The sequence below is a fragment of the Amycolatopsis granulosa genome (assembly GCF_011758745.1).
GTDB lineage: Bacteria > Actinomycetota > Actinomycetes > Mycobacteriales > Pseudonocardiaceae > Amycolatopsis_E > Amycolatopsis_E granulosa.
In genome coordinates this window covers 2,319,155-2,336,363 of record NZ_JAANOV010000001.1, presented here as the reverse complement: position 1 = coordinate 2,336,363, position 17,209 = coordinate 2,319,155, and the positions used below count along the sequence as shown (strand labels likewise).

General features: G+C 74.4%; 16 protein-coding genes. 12 read left to right on the top strand and 4 right to left on the bottom strand.

The annotated features are described in order from the left end of the window. The 3 genes from FHX45_RS11245 to FHX45_RS11235 are packed head-to-tail and all read left to right on the top strand — an operon-like array spanning position 1 to position 4,836. Positions 1 to 3,258, top strand: a complete 3,258-nt coding sequence (locus tag FHX45_RS11245; RefSeq protein WP_167099776.1) for an ATP-dependent helicase — start codon at positions 1 to 3, stop codon at positions 3,256 to 3,258. Beyond that, positions 3,255 to 4,325 (top strand): potassium channel family protein, encoded by a 1,071-nt coding sequence (locus tag FHX45_RS11240; RefSeq protein ID WP_167099773.1) that lies wholly within the window; start codon positions 3,255 to 3,257, stop codon positions 4,323 to 4,325. The genes FHX45_RS11245 and FHX45_RS11240 overlap by 4 nt, the downstream gene beginning before the upstream one ends. 52 nt (positions 4,326 to 4,377) lie before the next feature. After that, positions 4,378 to 4,836, top strand: a complete 459-nt coding sequence (locus FHX45_RS11235; RefSeq protein ID WP_167099770.1) for a hypothetical protein — start codon at positions 4,378 to 4,380, stop codon at positions 4,834 to 4,836. Here FHX45_RS11235 and FHX45_RS11230 read toward each other — a convergent pair. After that, positions 4,829 to 5,806 carry a neutral zinc metallopeptidase gene (locus FHX45_RS11230; protein ID WP_167099768.1) on the bottom strand — a complete coding sequence of 326 codons (978 nt, stop codon included), beginning with the start codon at positions 5,804 to 5,806 and terminating at the stop codon, positions 4,829 to 4,831. The two genes, FHX45_RS11235 and FHX45_RS11230, sit on opposite strands and share 8 nt — an antisense overlap. Positions 5,807 to 5,944: 138 nt before the next feature. Between FHX45_RS11230 and FHX45_RS11225 the strand changes: the two genes are divergently transcribed. The 5 genes from FHX45_RS11225 to FHX45_RS11205 are packed head-to-tail and all read left to right on the top strand — an operon-like array spanning position 5,945 to position 10,949. Beyond that, entirely contained in the window at positions 5,945 to 6,943 is a 999-nt protein-coding gene (locus FHX45_RS11225) for a hypothetical protein (RefSeq protein WP_167099765.1), read from the top strand. Continuing rightward, positions 6,940 to 7,572 carry a DUF4129 domain-containing protein gene (locus FHX45_RS11220; protein ID WP_167099763.1) on the top strand — a complete coding sequence of 211 codons (633 nt, stop codon included), beginning with the start codon at positions 6,940 to 6,942 and terminating at the stop codon, positions 7,570 to 7,572. Before FHX45_RS11225 ends, FHX45_RS11220 begins: the two co-directional genes overlap by 4 nt. Beyond that, entirely contained in the window at positions 7,569 to 8,687 is a 1,119-nt protein-coding gene (locus tag FHX45_RS11215; RefSeq protein ID WP_167099760.1) for a DUF4350 domain-containing protein, read from the top strand. The genes FHX45_RS11220 and FHX45_RS11215 overlap by 4 nt, the downstream gene beginning before the upstream one ends. Continuing rightward, positions 8,684 to 9,652 (top strand): AAA family ATPase, encoded by a 969-nt coding sequence (locus tag FHX45_RS11210; protein ID WP_167099757.1) that lies wholly within the window; start codon positions 8,684 to 8,686, stop codon positions 9,650 to 9,652. Before FHX45_RS11215 ends, FHX45_RS11210 begins: the two co-directional genes overlap by 4 nt. Before the next feature lies 1 nt (position 9,653). Then, positions 9,654 to 10,949 (top strand): DUF58 domain-containing protein, encoded by a 1,296-nt coding sequence (locus FHX45_RS11205; RefSeq protein WP_167099754.1) that lies wholly within the window; start codon positions 9,654 to 9,656, stop codon positions 10,947 to 10,949. Positions 10,950 to 10,963: 14 nt separating this feature from the next. Here FHX45_RS11205 and FHX45_RS11200 read toward each other — a convergent pair whose 3' ends face one another. From FHX45_RS11200 to FHX45_RS11190, 3 genes are read right to left on the bottom strand one after another with little or no spacing between them, the layout of a single operon-like run. Beyond that, the gene (locus FHX45_RS11200) at positions 10,964 to 11,263 is read right to left on the bottom strand and encodes a hypothetical protein (protein WP_341771429.1); all 300 of its coding nucleotides are present in this window, start codon (positions 11,261 to 11,263) and stop codon (positions 10,964 to 10,966) included. Continuing rightward, positions 11,238 to 11,450, bottom strand: a complete 213-nt coding sequence (locus tag FHX45_RS11195) for a hypothetical protein (RefSeq protein ID WP_167099752.1) — start codon at positions 11,448 to 11,450, stop codon at positions 11,238 to 11,240. The genes FHX45_RS11200 and FHX45_RS11195 overlap by 26 nt, the downstream gene beginning before the upstream one ends. A gap of 47 nt (positions 11,451 to 11,497) precedes the next feature. Further along, positions 11,498 to 12,502 carry a stage II sporulation protein M gene (locus tag FHX45_RS11190; RefSeq protein ID WP_167099749.1) on the bottom strand — a complete coding sequence of 335 codons (1,005 nt, stop codon included), beginning with the start codon at positions 12,500 to 12,502 and terminating at the stop codon, positions 11,498 to 11,500. A gap of 23 nt (positions 12,503 to 12,525) precedes the next feature. Here FHX45_RS11190 and FHX45_RS11185 point away from each other — a divergent pair, with 23 nt between their 5' ends. The 4 genes from FHX45_RS11185 (at position 12,526) to nudC (ending at position 17,183) form a co-directional block, all read left to right on the top strand. Next, positions 12,526 to 13,398, top strand: a complete 873-nt coding sequence (locus FHX45_RS11185) for an RDD family protein (RefSeq protein ID WP_341771428.1) — start codon at positions 12,526 to 12,528, stop codon at positions 13,396 to 13,398. A 115-nt stretch (positions 13,399 to 13,513) separates the two neighbouring features. Further along, complete coding sequence (locus FHX45_RS11180; RefSeq protein ID WP_167099746.1) at positions 13,514 to 14,800, top strand: M16 family metallopeptidase; 1,287 nt, start codon at positions 13,514 to 13,516, stop codon at positions 14,798 to 14,800. Next, positions 14,797 to 16,179: an insulinase family protein gene (locus FHX45_RS11175; protein WP_167099743.1), complete on the top strand. Its 1,383-nt coding sequence runs from the start codon at positions 14,797 to 14,799 to the stop codon at positions 16,177 to 16,179. Before FHX45_RS11180 ends, FHX45_RS11175 begins: the two co-directional genes overlap by 4 nt. Further along, positions 16,176 to 17,183 (top strand): NAD(+) diphosphatase, encoded by a 1,008-nt coding sequence (gene nudC / locus FHX45_RS11170; RefSeq protein ID WP_167099740.1) that lies wholly within the window; start codon positions 16,176 to 16,178, stop codon positions 17,181 to 17,183. The genes FHX45_RS11175 and nudC overlap by 4 nt, the downstream gene beginning before the upstream one ends. Positions 17,184 to 17,209 lie beyond the last annotated feature (26 nt).

Here is a 17,209-nt window from a genome sequence, read left to right as displayed (position 1 = left end):
ATGACGCAGCTCGCCAGCCCGGCCGAAGTCGCGCACGCGCTGGGCCTGCACCCGCCGACCCCGGAACAGGCGGCGGTCATCGCGGCGCCGATCGAGCCCGCGCTCGTCGTGGCCGGGGCGGGCGCCGGCAAGACCGAAACCATGGCCGCGCGGGTGGTGTGGCTCGTGGCCAACGGGTTCGTCACCCCGGACCGCGTCCTGGGCCTCACGTTCACCCGCAAGGCCGCCCGCCAGCTCGCCGACCGGGTCCGCGCCCGCCTGCGCCGCCTCGCCGGGTCCGGTCTGCTCGACCGCCTCGACCCCGGTGGCGCGCGCCGGGCCGCGGTGCTCGCTGGGGAGCCGACCGTGCTCACCTACCACGCCTACGCCGGCCGCCTGCTGGCCGAACACGGCCTCCGCCTCCCCGTGCAGCCCGGCGTCCGCCTGCTGTCCGAGACCAGTTCCTGGCAGCTCGCCCACCGGGTGGTGTCCACCTGGGACGAAGACCTGGACACCGACCGCGTACCGGCCTCGGTCACGGCCCAGCTGCTGGCCCTCGCTGGCGAACTCGGCGAGCACCTGGTCACCGAGGAGCAGCTCGCGGGCTACACGCGCTGGTTGTGCGACCTCATCGAACGCGCCCCGCGCGCCAAGGGCCAGCGCGCGGCGATGCCGAAGAGTCTGACCGACATCATCGCGGCGCAGACCTTCCGCCTCTCCCTCATCCCGCTCATCGAGGAGTACCAGCGCCGCAAACGCGCGGAGGGCGCGCTCGACTTCGCCGACCAGATGTCGCTCGCCGCGACGCTGGCCGACGGTCACCCGCAGGTCGCCGAGGGCGAACGCGCCCGCTACGGCGCCGTCCTGCTCGACGAGTACCAGGATACCGGCCACGCCCAGCGCATCCTGCTGCGCTCGCTGTTCGGCGGCACCGGGAACGAGCCGATGCCGGTCACCGCGGTCGGCGACCCCGCGCAGGCCATCTACGGCTGGCGTGGTGCCAGCGCGGCCAACCTGCCCCGCTTCACCACCGACTTCCCGCGTGCCGGTCTCCGGCCCGCCCACGAGTACGGCCTGCTCACCAGCTTCCGCAACCCCGCCGAGGTCCTGGTGCTCGCCAACGGCATCGCCGAACCGCTGCGTGCCCGTGGCCTCGGCGTGGAACGGTTGCGGGCCCGGGACGACGCGCCCGCGGCCGACATCGAGGTCGCCCTGCTGCCGGACATCCGCAGCGAACGCGAGTGGGTCGCCGGCGCGCTCGCCCAGCGCTGGTTCGGCCACCAGGCCGAACACGGCGCCCCGCCCACCGCGGCGGTCCTCGTCCGGCGGCGCGCCGACATGGCCCCGATCGCCGCCGAGCTGCGGGCCCGCGGCCTGCCGGTGGAGGTCGTCGGCCTCGGCGGGCTGCTGGACGAACCCGAGGTGGCCGACCTCGTCGCCACCCTCCGCGTGCTCGCCGACCCGCTGGCCGGCACCGCCGCGGCACGTCTGCTCACCGGCGCCCGCTGGCGCCTGGCGGCCGCCGACCTCGCCGCGTTGTGGCGGCGCGCCAACGAGATCTCCGCACCGCCACCCACCGAAGAGTCCGGAATGGACGATCTGTTCGCCGAGCGCGCCGAGCAGACCGGCCTGATCGACGCCATCGACGACCCGGGCGACCCGCGGCGTTACTCGCCGGAGGGCTACCGCCGGATCCGCGAGCTGGGCCACGAGCTGGCCGCGTTGCGCCGCCGCCTCGACCAGTCGCTGCCGGAGCTGGTCGCCGACGTCGAGCGCACGCTGCTGCTCGACGTCGAGGCCCAGGCCCGCCCCGGCAGCGCCCGCCGTGCCCACCTGGACGCCTTCGCCGACGTGGTCACCGATTTCGCCGAGACGTCACCGAACGCCACCTTGATGTCCTTTGTGGACTACCTGGCCACGGCCGCGCACGCGGAGGACGGCCTCACCCCCGGTGAGGTCGAGGTCTTGCCGGACCGGGTGCAGGTGCTCACGGTCCACTCGGCCAAGGGGCTGGAGTGGGAGGTCGTCGCGGTGCCGCACCTGGCTCGCGAGGTGTTCCCCAACAAGCGCCGGTCCTCGTCCTGGCTGCGCACGGTCACGTCGCTGCCCGCGGCGCTGCGCGGTGACTCGGCCGACCTGCCGAAGCTGCGCGTGTCCGACGGCATGGACCGCAAGGAGATCACCGAGGCGTTCGAGATCCACGAGCAGGACTTCGCCGAGCGGGAGGCGGACGAGGAACGGCGGCTCTGCTACGTCGCGCTCACCCGGTCCGAGCGCACCCTCCTCGTCTCCGGGCACTGGTGGAACGAGACGAGCACCCGTCCCAAGGGGCCCTCGGACTTCCTGCTGGAGGTCGGCGAGCTCACCCGCGAGGGGATCGGCAAGATCGCCACGTGGGCCGCGGAACCGCCGGCGGACGAGGAGAACCCGCTGGTCAGCCAGGGCCGGTCGGCGCAGTGGCCGTCCGATCCGCTGACCGGCCGGCGCGACGCGGTGGCCGAGGGCGCCGACCTGGTCCGCACCGCACTGGCCGAGGGCGAGGAGACCGACGACAGCGACGACAGTGATGACAGTGACGACAGCGACGACCCGGACGGCTGGATCGCCGACACCGACGTGCTGCTCGCCGAGTACGCCAGCCGCGCCGGTACCCCGGAGCAGGTCACGCTGCCCGACCACCTGTCGGTGAGCCAGCTCGTCGAGCTCGCCGCCGACCCGGCCGCGCTGGCCCGCCGCCTGCGCCGGCCGCTGCCGGTTCCGCCGAACACCTTCGCCCGCCGCGGCACCGCGTTCCACGGCTGGCTGGAACGCCGGTTCGCCGGCGACCGGCTGTTCGACCTCGACGAGCTGCCCGGCGCCGCCGACCCGGACGAGGCAGGCGACGACGAGCTGGACGCGCTGCGGGACGCCTTCGACCGCGGCGACTGGGCCCTGCGCACCCCGCACGAGGTCGAGGTGCCGTTCTCGACCGAGGTGGACGGGGTGACCGTGCGCGGGCGGATGGACGCGGTGTTCGCCGATCCGGACGGCGGGTGGACCGTGGTGGACTGGAAGACCGGCGCGGTACCGGAGGAGAGCCGCATGGCGGCGCTCGCCGTGCAGCTCGCGGCCTACCGGCTGGCGTGGGCGTCGTTGTCCGGCACCCCGCTGGAGAAGGTGCGGGCCGCCTTCCACTACGTGCGCGACAACCGCACCGTGCGCCCGGTGGACCTGCTGGACGGCGACGGCCTGCGGGACCTGCTCCGCGGCGTGCCGGAGCCCTGGCGGGGGGAACGATGATCGTTTACGATCCGCGGGTGCGTGTCGCGGACGAACCGGACCCGTCGCCCGTCGGCGTCGTCCGGATGCCCGAGCCGGCGGTCAGCCCCATCCGATCCATCGGCAGGCGGGTTCTGTGGGCGCTGATCGCGCTGGTGGCCGCCGTGTTCCTGGTGTACCTGGGCCGGGACGGGTACCGCGACGTCAACGACGACGGGCTGTCGCTGCTGGACTGCTTCTACTACGCGACCGTCTCGCTCTCGACCACCGGCTACGGCGACATCACGCCGGTGACCAGCACCGCCCGGCTGATCAACGTCCTGGTGATCACGCCGCTGCGGGTGCTGTTCCTCATCGTCCTGGTCGGCACCACGCTCGAGGTGCTGACCGAACGGTCACGGCAGGCGTTCCGGATTCAGAAGTGGAGGTCCAGGGTGCGGGACCACGTGGTGGTCGTCGGGTTCGGGACGAAGGGCCGGTCCGCTGTCAAGACGCTGCTCGGCGACGAGGCCGTCGAGCCGAACAAGATCGTCGTGGTGGACACCGACCAGCAGGCGCTGGACGCGGCCGCCGCGATGGGCCTGGTCACGGTGCACGGCTCGGCCACCCGCTCGGACGTGCTGCGGGTGGCGGCGGTGCAGCGGGCACGCGCGGTCGTCGTCGCCGCCGATCGCGACGATTCCGCGGTGCTGGCCACGCTCACCGCGCGTGAGCTGGCGCCGGACGCGCACATCGTGGTGTCGGTGCGCGAAGCGGAGAACGTCCACCTGCTCAAGCAGTCCGGCGCCAACCAGGTGGTGGTCTCCAGCGAGACCGCGGGACGGCTGCTCGGCATGGCCACGTCCACGCCGGTGGTCGTCGACATGTTCGAGGACCTGCTGACCCCGGAGTCCGGGCTGGCGATCGCCGAGCGGCCCGCGGAGAAGTCCGAGGAGGGCGGCTCGCCCCGGCACCTGCCGGACATCGTGCTCGGCGTGGTGCGCGGCGGGCAGCTCCACCGGGTGGACTCGCCCGCGGTGGACGCCATCGAGCCGGGCGACCGGCTGCTGTATGTGCGGAAAGTGACCCCTGCAGAACAGGTCGAGTGAGAGATTCGGCGCACCCGCGGGCGGGTGGGCATCCCACCGGCCGTCTGGGAGCATGGGAGCCGTGCTGCGCTGGAACACCGTCGCCGTCCCCGTGCTCGTCGGCATCGCCATCGTGACCGCTGTGTGGTGGGCGGGCCCGGGCGTGCTGGGCACCGCGTCCGCGGCGCAGGGCACGGTCGCGCAGGCCACCGTCACGACGGGTGCCGAGTGCTCGGCCGCGGACCCGAAGGAGACGGTGGAGATCACCCTGGACGGCCGGAACCGCACCGGGACGCTGGACGCGTGCGGACACGACCCGAACGACCGCGTCGACGTCACCGTGCCGGCCTCCGCCGGGGACGGTGACACCCACGACATCCAGGTCCACCTGGCCGACGTCGTGACCGGTCACGACGGCGGGCGCCGCCCGGTCGGGCTCGCGCTGCTCGCGCTGAGCTGCCTCGGCGGGGGAACCTACGCGTTCCTGGTGCGCCGCGGCCCGCGCCGGGACGCGGTGGCCAGCGTCAGCTGACCGCGGAGGCGGGCGCGGCGAAGGTGTTGCACTTCGCGATGCGGTTGAACTGGGCGCCGGTGCGCCACCACTGCGCGTAGTGCGCGTTGGTGCCGTGGTCGTTGCTGCCCGAGGTGTTGTCGCCGCGGCTGTCCTGGTCCCGCCACGCCTTCGCGTACACGTCCCGGGTCACCGCACCACCTTGGCCGACGACGGCGCCGAGGAACATCCCGGAGAAGCATTGGGCCTGCAGCTCCTTGCGCCGGGACAGCTCCAGCCCGGCCGGCGTGTTCTGCCCGACGGCGTAGATCTGCTGCCACACCGCGTCCATGATCCCGGCCACCTCCTGCACGTGGTGGCCGTACTCGTGCGCGAACAGCGCCAGGTACACGCCCGGGTTGTCGCCGTACTGATCGGTTTGCAGGCCGCGGAAGGGGACGTAGAGGTTGTCGTCGCAGTAGTAGGCCGCGGTCGCCACGCTGACCGCGATCGTGCCGCACGCGGTGGTGAAGTGGGTGCCGGTGGGGAAGTGCAGGGCGGGCGGGGTGAACGGCAGGTGGTGCTGCCGGAGGAAGTCGCCCCACGCCTCGTTGAGGCACTCGTCGGCCGCGGTGAAGAAGGCTTCGGCCGAGGACTGGTCGCTGCGCCAGCCGGGCAGCTCACACGCCAGGTTCCGGAGCCCGTCGTCCGGGTTCTGCAGGATCGGGTGGTCCGCCAGCGCGAGGATCTTCTCGCCCTCCGGGGCACTGGTGGCCGCGCCCGCCGCGTTGCCGCCGCTGACCGCGGTGGCCGGCGGCGCGGCGGTGGTGGTGGGGGACGGGCCCGACCCGGCGCGGACCGCGACGAAGACCACCAGGCCCGCGAGCAGCACCGCCACGGCGCTCAGCGCGAAGGCGGTGACCGGCCGTGTGGAACGCCGACGTGCCCGGTGCCGCGGCGCCGAGGAGGGCGGCGGCAACGGTTCCCGGGGGCGCTGCGGCGGAGGCGTCATCGCGCGCCAGCATAGTCAGCGCCCGGACCGGTCCGGGAGATCACGACTCGGCGGCGGCCGCGTGCCACCCGTGGCCGGTACCGGACCGCTCTGCGAGAGTGGGCGGCGAACCGATCCGCAGTGAGTGGAGAAGACCCGATGAGCGACACCGGCGGCTGGGCCGGACCCGATCCGAAGGACCGGCCCGACGACGCCACGCCTCCCGCCGGAGGCCCGATCCCGCCCGCCCCGCCGCCGCCGGGAGCGCCCTACCAGCAGTACGGCTGGGGTCCGCCGCCCGGCTACGGCAAGCCGGGGGTGATCCCGCTGCGCCCGTTGTCGGTCAGCGAGATCCTGGACGGTGCGATCGCCACCATGCGCCGCCACCCGGGGCTGGTGTTCGGCTCCTCGGCTGTCGTCGCGGTCGTCGCCGCGGTGCTGCAGCTGCTGGCCAGCCGGTACCTGTTGCCGGACGTGTCGGCGTTGCAGAACCTCGGCCCCGCGGCCACCGACCAGCAGGTCCAGAACGCGGCGCTCAAGGCGCTCGGCGACACCGGGCTGGTGACCGGGATCGCGTTGATCATCACGGTGCTCACGCAGACCTTCCTGTCCGGGTTCCTGACCGTGGTGATCGGCAAGGCCGTGCTGGGCAGGCCGGTGACCTTCGCCGAGGCGATGGCCGAGGCGCGTCCGCGGTTCCTCCCGCTGCTCGGCGCGACGATCGTGTACTCGCTGGCGGTCGGCTTCGGGTCGGTGCTGTGCCTGATTCCCGGTATCTGGCTGTTCACGCTGCTCGGCCTGACCACGCCCGCGCTCGTGCTGGAGCGTGGGCGGGTCGGCGAGTCGCTGAGCCGCTCCCGGCAGCTGGTGTCCGGTTCGTGGTGGCGGTGCTTCGGCATCCTGCTGCTGGCCGGCCTGATCGCGACGGTGCTCCAGTACCTGATCGACATCCCGTTCCGGCTGCTGGCGGGCGGCACGATCACCGGTGAGGTCCCGGCCGGCTGGGGCGGCCTGCTGGTCGTCGCGCTGGGACAGGTGATCGCGCTGACGATCGTGCAGCCGTTCGCGGCGAACACGACCGCCCTGCTCTACATCGACCAGCGGATGCGCAAGGAGGGCATGGACCTCCAGCTGGCGCGGGCGGCGGGCACGGCTTGATCGCCGCGTGGCTCGCCGACGTCCCGGTCGTCATCGACGCCGACGACGCACGCCGCGCCGCGCGGGCCGAGCTGTCCGACCCGGTCTACGCGCAGGCACAGCCGAACTGGTTCGACCGGGCGATCGGCTGGCTCGTGCACCGCATCGCGGACCTGTTCGGCGCGCTGGGAAGCGTGCCCGGCGGCGGGTTCGGCGTGCTCGTCCTGCTCGCCGTCGTGGTGCTGGTGGTCGTCGTGGTGCGGCTGCGGGTCGGTCCGCTCGCCCGCCCGGCCCGCCGGCCCGGTGCGGTGTTCGCGGAGTCCGCACGCACGGCACAGGACTACCGGGACGCGGCGGAGCGGGCGTTCGCCGCCGGGGACCTCGGCGCCGCCGTGCGCGACCGGTTCCGCGCGGTGGTCCGGGTGCTCGAGGAACGCGGCGTGCTGGACGAGCGGCCCGGGCGCACCGCGGACGAGGCCGCGCGGGCAGCCGGTGACCGGATGCCGTCCGCGCGGGACGCGCTGCGGCAGGGCGCGGAGCTGTTCGACGCCGTGCACTACGGCGGCCGGCCGGCCACGCCCGGGGAGTACCGCGACCTCGCCGACCTCGACGACCAGGTCCGCCGGGCGCGTCCTGAGGTGCCGGCGTGACCAGCGTGTCCCCGGACGCGCGCCGCATCTGGCGGGCCGCGCGGGCGCCGGCGGTGATCGCGGTGATCGTGGTCCTCGGTGCACTCGTGGTGTTGCTCGGCTCCGCGGGGCAGCAGCACGGGGCGCTCGACCCCGGTTCGGCCGACCCGGGGGGCTCGCGGGCGCTGGCGCGGCTGCTCGACCGCGCGGGCGTGCGAATCGTCACCGCCCGCACCTACGCCGACGCGGAAGCCGCGTTGCGCGACGACGCCACGCTGCTGGTGACCGGTCCCGACCTGGTCGACCCTGCGAAGCTCGCGGCGCTTCGGGCGCGCGCGGCGGACGCGGTGCTGATCGGCCCCGGTGATCGCGTGCTGAGCGTCCTGGCGCCCGGGGTGGCCGGCACCGGCGAGCCCGGCCCGGCGGTACGGGAACCCGCGTGCACCGTCGCCGCCGCCGTCGCCGCCGGGAACGTGGTCCTCGGTGGCCGCGCCTACGCCGCGCACGGCCGCGCCCGCGGCTGTTACGACGGGACGCTGCTCCAGCTGCCCGGTGACCGCGGCACGACCACGATCCTCGGTGACGGCACCCCGATGACCAACGACCGCCTGGCCGACGAGGGTGACGCGGCGCTCACCCTGCGCCTGCTCGGCCGCAGCGCGACGCTCGTCTGGTACCTGCCGTCGCCGTCGGACACCGGGAGCGGGATCGGTGCCCGCTCGTTCACCGACCTCGTCCCGCGGCCCTGGGTGTTCGGCACGATCCAGCTCGGTGCCGCCGTGGTGCTGTTCGCGCTGTGGCGGGCCCGCCGGCTCGGGCCGGTGGTGACCGAACCGCTTCCGGTCGTCGTCCGCGCCGCCGAAACCACCGAAGGCCGCGCCCGGCTCTACCGGCGCGCGGGTGCCGCCGGCCACGCCGCGGATACGCTGCGGCAGGCGGCCCTGGGCCGGATGCGGCCGCTGCTCGGGCTCGGCCCGGCGGCGGAAGCGGGGGCGGTGGTCGCCGCGGTCGCGGCCCGCACCGGACGGCCCGGCGTGGCGGTCGAGGAGCTGCTGTACGGCCCGGCGCCGGGTGACGAGGCCGGACTGGTCCGCCTCGCCGACGAGCTGGACCGCATCGAGAGGGAGATCAGTTGACCAGCACGGACACCAGCACCGGCGCCCGCAACGCGTTGGTGGCGTTGCGCGCCGAAGTCGGCAAGGCGGTGGTCGGCAACGACGCCGCGGTCACCGGGCTCATCATCGCGCTGCTGTGCCGCGGGCACGTCCTCGTCGAGGGTGTGCCCGGCGTGGCGAAGACGCTGCTGGTGCGGGCACTGGCGACCGCGCTCGACCTGGACACCACGCGCATCCAGTTCACCCCGGACCTGATGCCCGGTGACGTCACCGGTTCGATCGTCTACGACTCGCGCGCCGGCGAGTTCTCCTTCCGCGCGGGCCCGGTGTTCACGAACCTGCTGCTCGCCGACGAGATCAACCGCACCCCGCCGAAGACGCAGAGCGCGTTGCTGGAGGCGATGGAGGAGCGGCAGGTCTCCGTCGACGGCCGGCCGCGGCCGCTGCCCGATCCGTTCATCGTGATCGCCACCCAGAACCCGGTCGAGTACGAGGGCACCTACCCGCTGCCCGAGGCGCAGCTGGACCGGTTCCTGCTCAAGCTCACCGTGCCGCTGCCGGCCCGGGACGACGAGATCGGCGTGCTGACCCGGCACGCGCAGGGCTTCGACCCGCGTGACCTGGCCGCCGCCGGGGTGCGGCCGGTCGCGGGGGCGGAGCAGCTCGCCGCCGCGCGGGCCGCGGTGGCCGGGGTGACGGTCGCTCCGGAGTTGCTCGGCTACATCGTCGATCTGTGCCGCGCGACGCGGGCGATGCCGTCCGTGCGGATCGGGGTGTCCCCGCGCGGCGCGACGGCGTTGCTGGCGGCGACGCGGGCGTGGGCCTGGTTGTCCGGGCGCGGGTTCGCCACACCGGACGACGTGAAAGCGCTTGCGCGACCCGCCTTGCGGCACCGGCTGGACCTGCGCCCGGAGGCCGAGCTGGAGGGCGCGACCGCGGACGGCGTGATCGAGCGCGTGCTCGCCACCGTCCCCGTCCCGCGCTGACATGGCGATCACCGGCAAGGTCGGGCTCCTGGCGCTCGTCGGCGTCGTCCCGGTGGCGATGGGGCTGCCGTCGTGGACGGGCGTGCTCCTGGTGCTCGGTGTGCTCGCCGTCGCGGTCGCGGTGGACGTGCTGCTCGCGGCCCCGGTGCGGGGGCTGACCTTCGCGCGGTCCGGGCCGGCGGTCGTCCGCCTCGGTGAGACGGCCGAAGTGACGTTGTGGGTGACCAACCCGGGAAAGCGGCCGCTGCGCGGGGTGCTGCGGGACGCGTGGCCGCCGAGCGCCGGGACGGAAGGGGACCGGTTCCGCATCGCGGTACCGCCGGGGGACCGGCGGCCGGTGGTGGTCCGGCTGCGGCCGGTGCGCCGCGGGGACCGGACGGCGCACCGGGTGACGGTGCGGGCGCTCGGACCGCTCGGGCTGGCCGGCCGGCAGGGGTCGCACCGCGTGCCGGGGACCCTGCGGGTGCTGCCGCCGTTCACCAGCCGCAAGCACCTGCCGTCGCGGCTGACCCGGCTGCAACAGCTGGACGGGCGGCAGGCGGCGCTGGTGCGTGGCGAGGGCACCGAGTTCGACTCGCTGCGCGAGTACGTGATCGGCGACGACGTGCGCTCCATCGACTGGCGCGCCACGGCGCGCGCCGCGGACGTGATGGTGCGGACGTGGCGGCCGGAGCGGGACCGCCGGGTGCTGGTGGTGCTGGACACCGGCCGGACGGCGGCGGGCCGGGTGGGCGACGTGCCGCGGCTGGACGCGTCAATGGACGCCGCACTGCTGCTGGCGGTGCTCGCGTCCCGGGCGGGCGATCGGGTCGACTTCCTGGCCTACGACCGCCGGGTGCGGGCGGACGTCCGCGGGCTCGCGGCCGGTGAGCTGCTGCCGGGGCTGGTGACCGCGATGGCGCCGCTCGAGGCGAGCCTGGTGGAGACCGACGCGCGGGGCATGGTGGCCGAGGTGCTCCGCCGCGCCCGCCGCCGGTCGCTGGTGGTGTTGCTGACCGGGCTGGACGCGGCACCGCTGGAGGAGGGCCTGTTGCCGGTGCTGCCATCCGTGGTGGCCCGGCACCAGCTGGTGGTGGCCGGCGTGGCGGACCCCGGCGTCACCGCGATGGCCCGCTCCCGCGGAGACGCGGAAGCCGTCTACGACGCGGCCGCCGCCGAACGGACGCTGGCCGAGCGCCGGCGCGTCACGAGCCTGCTCGCGCAGCGCGGGGTCACGGTGGTGGACGCGGTGCCGGACCGGCTGGCGCCCGCGCTGGCCGACACCTACCTGGCCCTGAAGGCCGCCGGCCGCCTGTAGCGCACGGGCCGCGGTCAGTCCGTCGCGATCACCATGAACAACCGGGTGCTCAGGCGCTGCATCAGCTCCTCCGGCACCTCGCCGAGCTGACGCGTCAGCGACTCCTTGGGCACGTGGTCCAGCCACGTGTAGCGCACCCATCCACCACCGCCGGTGGCCACGCTGAGCGGCACCGGGTGCTCGATGACCTCCATGGTCACGACGTGCTCGTCGTCGATGTCGTTGAGCATGTTGCCGGAGAAGACCAGCACCCGCCGCGATCCGGGGGAGACGGCCCAGATCTCGCCCCTACGCGGCCGAGGAGCCACGGGCACGCCAGTCGTCCGCGGCGGCCCGCACCTGTTCGGGGTGCTCGGCGTTCCACCGCGCCTGCTGCTCGCACAGTTGCCGGTAGGCCTCCCGCCCGACGGCGGCCCGCACCCAGTCGCCCACGGACTGGTCCGCCTGCTCGGCCAGGGCGGTCACCAGCGCGTACGTGTCATCGGAAAGCTCCAGCCGCATGCCCTCCACCCTAAGTCGTGGCGCCGGCGATTCCGGGCAACGGCGTGTCAGCCGGCCTCGGGCAGCAGGTCACCGGCGTGCCGGGACGCCACGTCCCCGGTGACCCCGGCCCGCACGGCCCGCCGCCCCAGCACGAACACGTACAGCAGGAACAGCACCTCCGCGGCCAGCCCGATCACGATCCGGGCCCACGTCGGCAGGCCGGACGGCGTCACGAACGCCTCGATGACACCGGACACGAGCAGCACGCACGCCAGCCCGAGCGCCATGCCCGCGGCTGCCCGGCCTTCCTGCGCCAGCGCCGCCGCACGGGATCGCGTCCCCGGGGCGAGGACCGTCCACCCGAGACGGAGGCCCGTGCCGGCGGCGACGAACACCGCGGTCAGTTCCAGCAGCCCGTGCGGGGTGATCAGCCCGAAGAACACGTCCAGCCGCCCGGCGGCGGCCATGAACCCGGCGGACACGCCGACGTTGACCACGTTCTGCCACAACGCGATCAGCACCGGGACGCCCAGCAGCACCCCGAAGAACAGGCACATGGCCGCGACCCACGCGTTGTTCGTCCACACCCGCGCGGCGAACGAGGCGGCCGGGTTGGCCGAGTAGTAGCTCTCGAACTGCCCGCCCGGCTCGGTGAGCGCGCGGATGTCCTCCGGCGTCGCGAGGCTCGCCCGCACCTGCGGGTCGCCCGCGATCCACGCGCCGATCAGGCCGCCCAGCAGGATCGACACCACCGCGGCCGGCAACCACCACCGGACGCTCGTGTAGACGGCGGCGGGGAACCGCTGCGCGAAGAACAGCCCGGCCTCGCGCCAGGCCGGCGTGTGCGCGCCGGTGACGGCCGAGCGGGCGCGCGCGACCAGTGCCGACAGCCACGACAGCAGCGCCGGGTCCGGGGCGGCGGAGCGCACCACCGACAGGTGGGTCGCCGCCCGCTGGTAGAGCGTGACCAGCTCGTCGGCCTCCGGGCCGCTCAGCCTGCGCGCGGCGAGCAGCCGGTCCAGCCGGGCCCATTCGGCGCGGTGGGCCGCGACGAACAGGTCCACGTCCATGGGGGGCAGATTACAGTGACCGGGTGACAGAACCCGGCTTGGTGACCGGCGAGGCCGTCGTGCTGGAGCTGCCGGTCGCGCAGCTCGCCAGCAGGGCCGCGGCGTTCGCGCTCGATGTGGCGATCCAGGCCGCCGCGCTCCTGATCTTCGCCGTTGTCCTCCTGCTGGCGGGGACGCACGACGAGGCGTTGCTGGGCGCGCTGGCGCTGGGGTTCTTCGTGCTGGTGCGGATCGGGTACCCGGTGCTGTTCGAAACGCTCACCCGCGGCCGCACCCTCGGCAAGATGGCGATGGGGCTGCGCGTGGTGCGGGACGACGGCGGCCCGGTCCGCTTCCGCCACGCCCTGACCCGTGCCCTGGCCGGTGTGATCGTCGACTTCGGACCGGTGCTGCTGTGGAGCGCGGTGGCGTTGTTCGTGTCGCTGTCCTCGCCGCGGTCCAAGCGGGTGGGCGACTACCTGGCGGGGACGGTCGTCATCCGGCAGCGCGCCGCGCAGCCGGTGGCGCCGGCCATCGAGATGCCGCCCGCGCTGGCCGGGTGGGCCGCCCAGCTGGACCTGACCGCGCTCACCGACGACCTGGCGCTGGCGGCCCGCCAGTACCTTTCGCGGTACGGCGAGCTGAGCGACCGGGCCCGGGAACCCCTGGGGCACGAGCTGGTGCACGACGTCGCGACCCGCATCGGCGCGCCACTGCCCTGGGGCGTGCCGCCGTGGGCCTATCTGCAGGCGGTGCTCGCGGAACGGCGCCGCCGCACGGGCGACCAGGCCGGGGTGGGCTGGTCGCCCGCCCCGCCGCAAGCGCCGCTCGCCCCGGCGCCGGTCGCCGTGCCACCGGCCGAGGCGGGTGAGGCGGATGAGGCCGGGCCGCCGCGCGGCTTCGCCCCGCCCGGCTGACGTCCGGCACCGGCTGTCTCGCGCGCCCGGGGTGGCGTTCGCGCTCGGTGAACACCACGTCGCCGCCCGGGACCGCCGCCGGGCCGGCCCGCGCGATGGCCGTAAGGTGGGTCGCATGGCGGAGACTTCCCGGACCTCCCGGTTCACCCTGGACAACGGCTTGCGCGTGGTGCTCGCGCCGGATCCGACCGCTCCGGTGGTCGGCGTCGCCGTGCACTACGACGTCGGCTTCCGCTCCGAGCCGGAAGGGCGCACCGGGTTCGCCCACCTGTTCGAGCACCTGATGTTCCAGGGCAGCGAGAGCCTGGAGAAGCTCGCGCACTTCAAGATCGTGCAGTCCAGCGGCGGCACCTTCAACGGGTCGACCCACCCGGACTACACCGACTACTACGAGGTCCTGCCCTCGGCGGCGCTGGAGCGCGCGCTGTTCCTCGAGGCCGACCGCATGCGCGCGCCCAAGCTGACGCGGGAGAACCTGGCCAACCAGATCGACGTGGTCAAGGAGGAGATCCGCCTCAACGTGCTGAACCGGCCCTACGGCGGGTTCCCGTGGATCCTCCTGCCCCCGGTGCTGTACCGGACGTTCCCCAACGCGCACAACGGCTACGGCGACTTCACCGACCTGGAGCAGGCGAGCCTGGACGACTGCGCCGCGTTCTTCGACACCTACTACTCGCCGGTCAACGCCGTGCTCACCGTCGCCGGCGACTTCGACCCGGACCGGGCGCGCGAGCTGATCGGCAAGCACTTCGGCGACGTGCCGCACCGCCCGGTGCCGCCCAAGCGCTCGTTCGCCGAGCCGCCGCCGTCCGGCGAGGTCCGCGGGCACCACACCGATCCGCACGCGCCGCTGCCCGCGCTGGCCGTCGGCTACCGGATGCCGGACCCCGTCGGCGAGCTGGACGCCTACCTCGCCAACCTGGTCCTGGCCGGTGTGCTGACCGACGGCGACGGCTCCCGCCTCCAGCAGCGGCTGGTGCACCGGGAGCCGCTGGTCACCGACATCGGCGCGGGCGCCGGCCTGTTCGGGCCGTTCGAGGCGCGCGACCCGGACACGTTCTCGATCACCGCGATCCACTCGCCGGACGTGACGGCCGAGCGGGTGCTGACCGCGATCGACGAGGAACTGGAGAAGCTGGCGGCCACGCCGCCGGACGCGCGGGAACTGGCCAAGGTGACCGCGCGGTGGAGCGCGAGCCTGCACGCCGAGCACGACCGGCTGATGTCCCGGACGTTGTCGCTCGGCGCGTTCGAACTGCTCTACGGCGACCCGTCCCTGGTGCACCAGCTGCCGGACCGGATCGCCGCGGTCACCGGTGCGGACGTGGCCGCCGCGGCGAAGGCGCTGCGGCCCGACTCGCGCGCCGTCCTGCTCGTCGAGCCCGAAGGGGGAGCGAAGTGACGACCGTCGGACACCGCAGCGCCGAGGAGATCGGCCGCACGGCCGGCGGCCCGCGCCCGGTCCCGGAACTCGGCGCGCAGATCGCCGCCGCCGACCTCGCGCACGTGGACACCGTGCTGGCCAGCGGTTTGCGCCTGCTCGCGGTGCGCAAGCCGACCGTGCCGCTGGTCGAGCTGCGCCTGCGGATCCCGTTCGGCGGTGCCGAGCCGCTGCACGCGGCCACCGCCGAAGTGCTCGCCGAGACCATGCTCACCGGCACCACCCGGCGGGACCGCGTCGAGATCGACACCGAACTGGCGTTGATCGGCGGCGAGCTGAACACCGTGGTCGACCCGGAGCGGCTCACCATTTCCGGCAACGGACTGGCGACCGGCCTGCCGACGCTGCTGGACGTGCTCGCCGACGCGCTCACCAGCGCGTCCTATGTGGACGACGAGGTGGCGCGGGAGTCGGCCCGGCTGGTCGAGCGGCTGGCCGTGTCCCGCACCCAGCCGCGGGTGATCGCGCGCGAGGCGCTGCTCCGGCACGTCTACGGCGACCACCCGGCGACCCGCGAGATGCCGCAGGCGTCCGACGTCGAGCAGGTGACGCCGGAGGCGGTGCGCACACTGCACGCAGCGTCCGTGCTGCCGCGTGGTTCCGTGCTCGTCATCGTCGGCGACGTCGACCCGGAGCGGATCGCCGGGGACGTCGAGCGCGCCTTGTCCGGCTGGGCGTCGGACCGTCCGGCGGCCGCGATGCCCGGGCTGCCCGAGGTGACCGGTGGCGACCTGCTGCTGGTGCCCAGGGCCGGGGCGGTGCAGTCGCAGATCCGGCTCATCGCGCAGTCGCTGCCGCGCACCGATCCGCGCTACCCCGCGCTCCAGCTGGCGAACCTGACCTACGGCGGGTACTTCTCCTCCCGGCTGGTGGAGAACATCCGCGAGGACAAGGGCTACACCTACAGCGCCCACTCCGGCTTCGAGTTCACCGGCACCACCGCGACGGTGGGTGTGGACGCGGACACGGCGAACGAGGTCACCGCGGCCGCGCTGCTGGAGACCCGCTACGAGCTGGGCCGGCTCGCGGTCGTGCCGCCGACGGCCGAGGAGGTGGAGTCGGTGCGCCAGTACGCGATCGGCTCGCTGCTGACCGCGACCTCGTCGCAGGCCGGGCTGGCGAGCCAGCTCGCCGCGCTGACCGCGGCGGGCCTGGGTGCGGAGTGGCTGGCCGAGCACCCGCGGCGGGTCGCCGAGGTCACGGTGGAGGAGGTCGCGCAGGCCGCGCTCGACTTCTTCGCCCCGGCCCGGTTCACCGGGGTCGTGGTGGGTGACGCCGACACGCTCGCGCCGCAGCTGACCGCGCTGGGCGGGGTCGCCGTGGGGGAGCCGGGCCAGTGACCGTCGCACCGTTCACGCTGGGCCGCGTCCCGACGCTCTCGCGGTCCACAGTGGACCGCCAGGAGATGTTGCGGACCAACCCGGAGCGCCTGCGCACCCGCTGGGCGGACGCGCAGGTGATGCTGCTGGACAAGCAGTTGCGCACGCCGGTGCGCGAGGGGGAGCGGGTCCTGGCCACCCGCAAAGCACTGGCCTACGGTGAGGAACCGCCGGCTGACGCGGTGTTCCTCGGCGAATGGCAGGGCGTCGACCACTGGTCGCTGCCCGGTGAGCCGGAGGGCGAACCGGAGATCGTGCAGCAGCCGGGCAGCTGGGGCGTGCCCGAGGAGGTGCCCCGCGTCGACGGCGAGCTGTGGGTGACCCTGCGGGCGCACGGCGATCAGCTCGACGACACCGCGGCGGGGCTGTTCACCACGGCGCAGGCGCTGCGCTTGTGGCACCGGCAGGCGCGGTTCTGCGTGCGTGACGGCAGCCCGACGCACCTGGTGCAGTTCGGCTGGGCGTCGAAGTGCGAGTCGTGCGGTCGCGAGGAGTACCCGCGCACCGATCCGGCGGTCATCTGCCTGGTGCACGACGAGGAGGGCGTCAACGGCGAGCACGTGCTGCTGGCGCGGCAGCCGGTGTGGCCGCCCGGGCGGTTCTCCGTGCTGGCCGGGTTCGTCGAGGCCGGCGAGTCACTCGAAGACTGCTGCGCGCGGGAGATCCGCGAGGAGGTCGGCGCCGACGTCCACGACGTGCGGTACCTGGGCAGCCAGCCGTGGCCGTTCCCGCGGTCGATCATGCTCGGGTTCACCGCCAGGGCCGACCCGGCGCGCCCGCTGGTGCCCGCGGACGGCGAGATCGAGACCGCGATGTGGGTGCCGCGCGCCGATGTGCGAGCGGCCTTCGAAGCCGGGGGCCGTCCGGTGCGCGTCCTGGACGGGGCGAGCGAACTGATCCTGCCGGGCAACGCCTCGATCGCCCGGGTGATGCTGGAAGCCTGGGCGTACGCCGAGCGGGGCTGACGTGTTCCGGGCCGCCGGCACGCGCC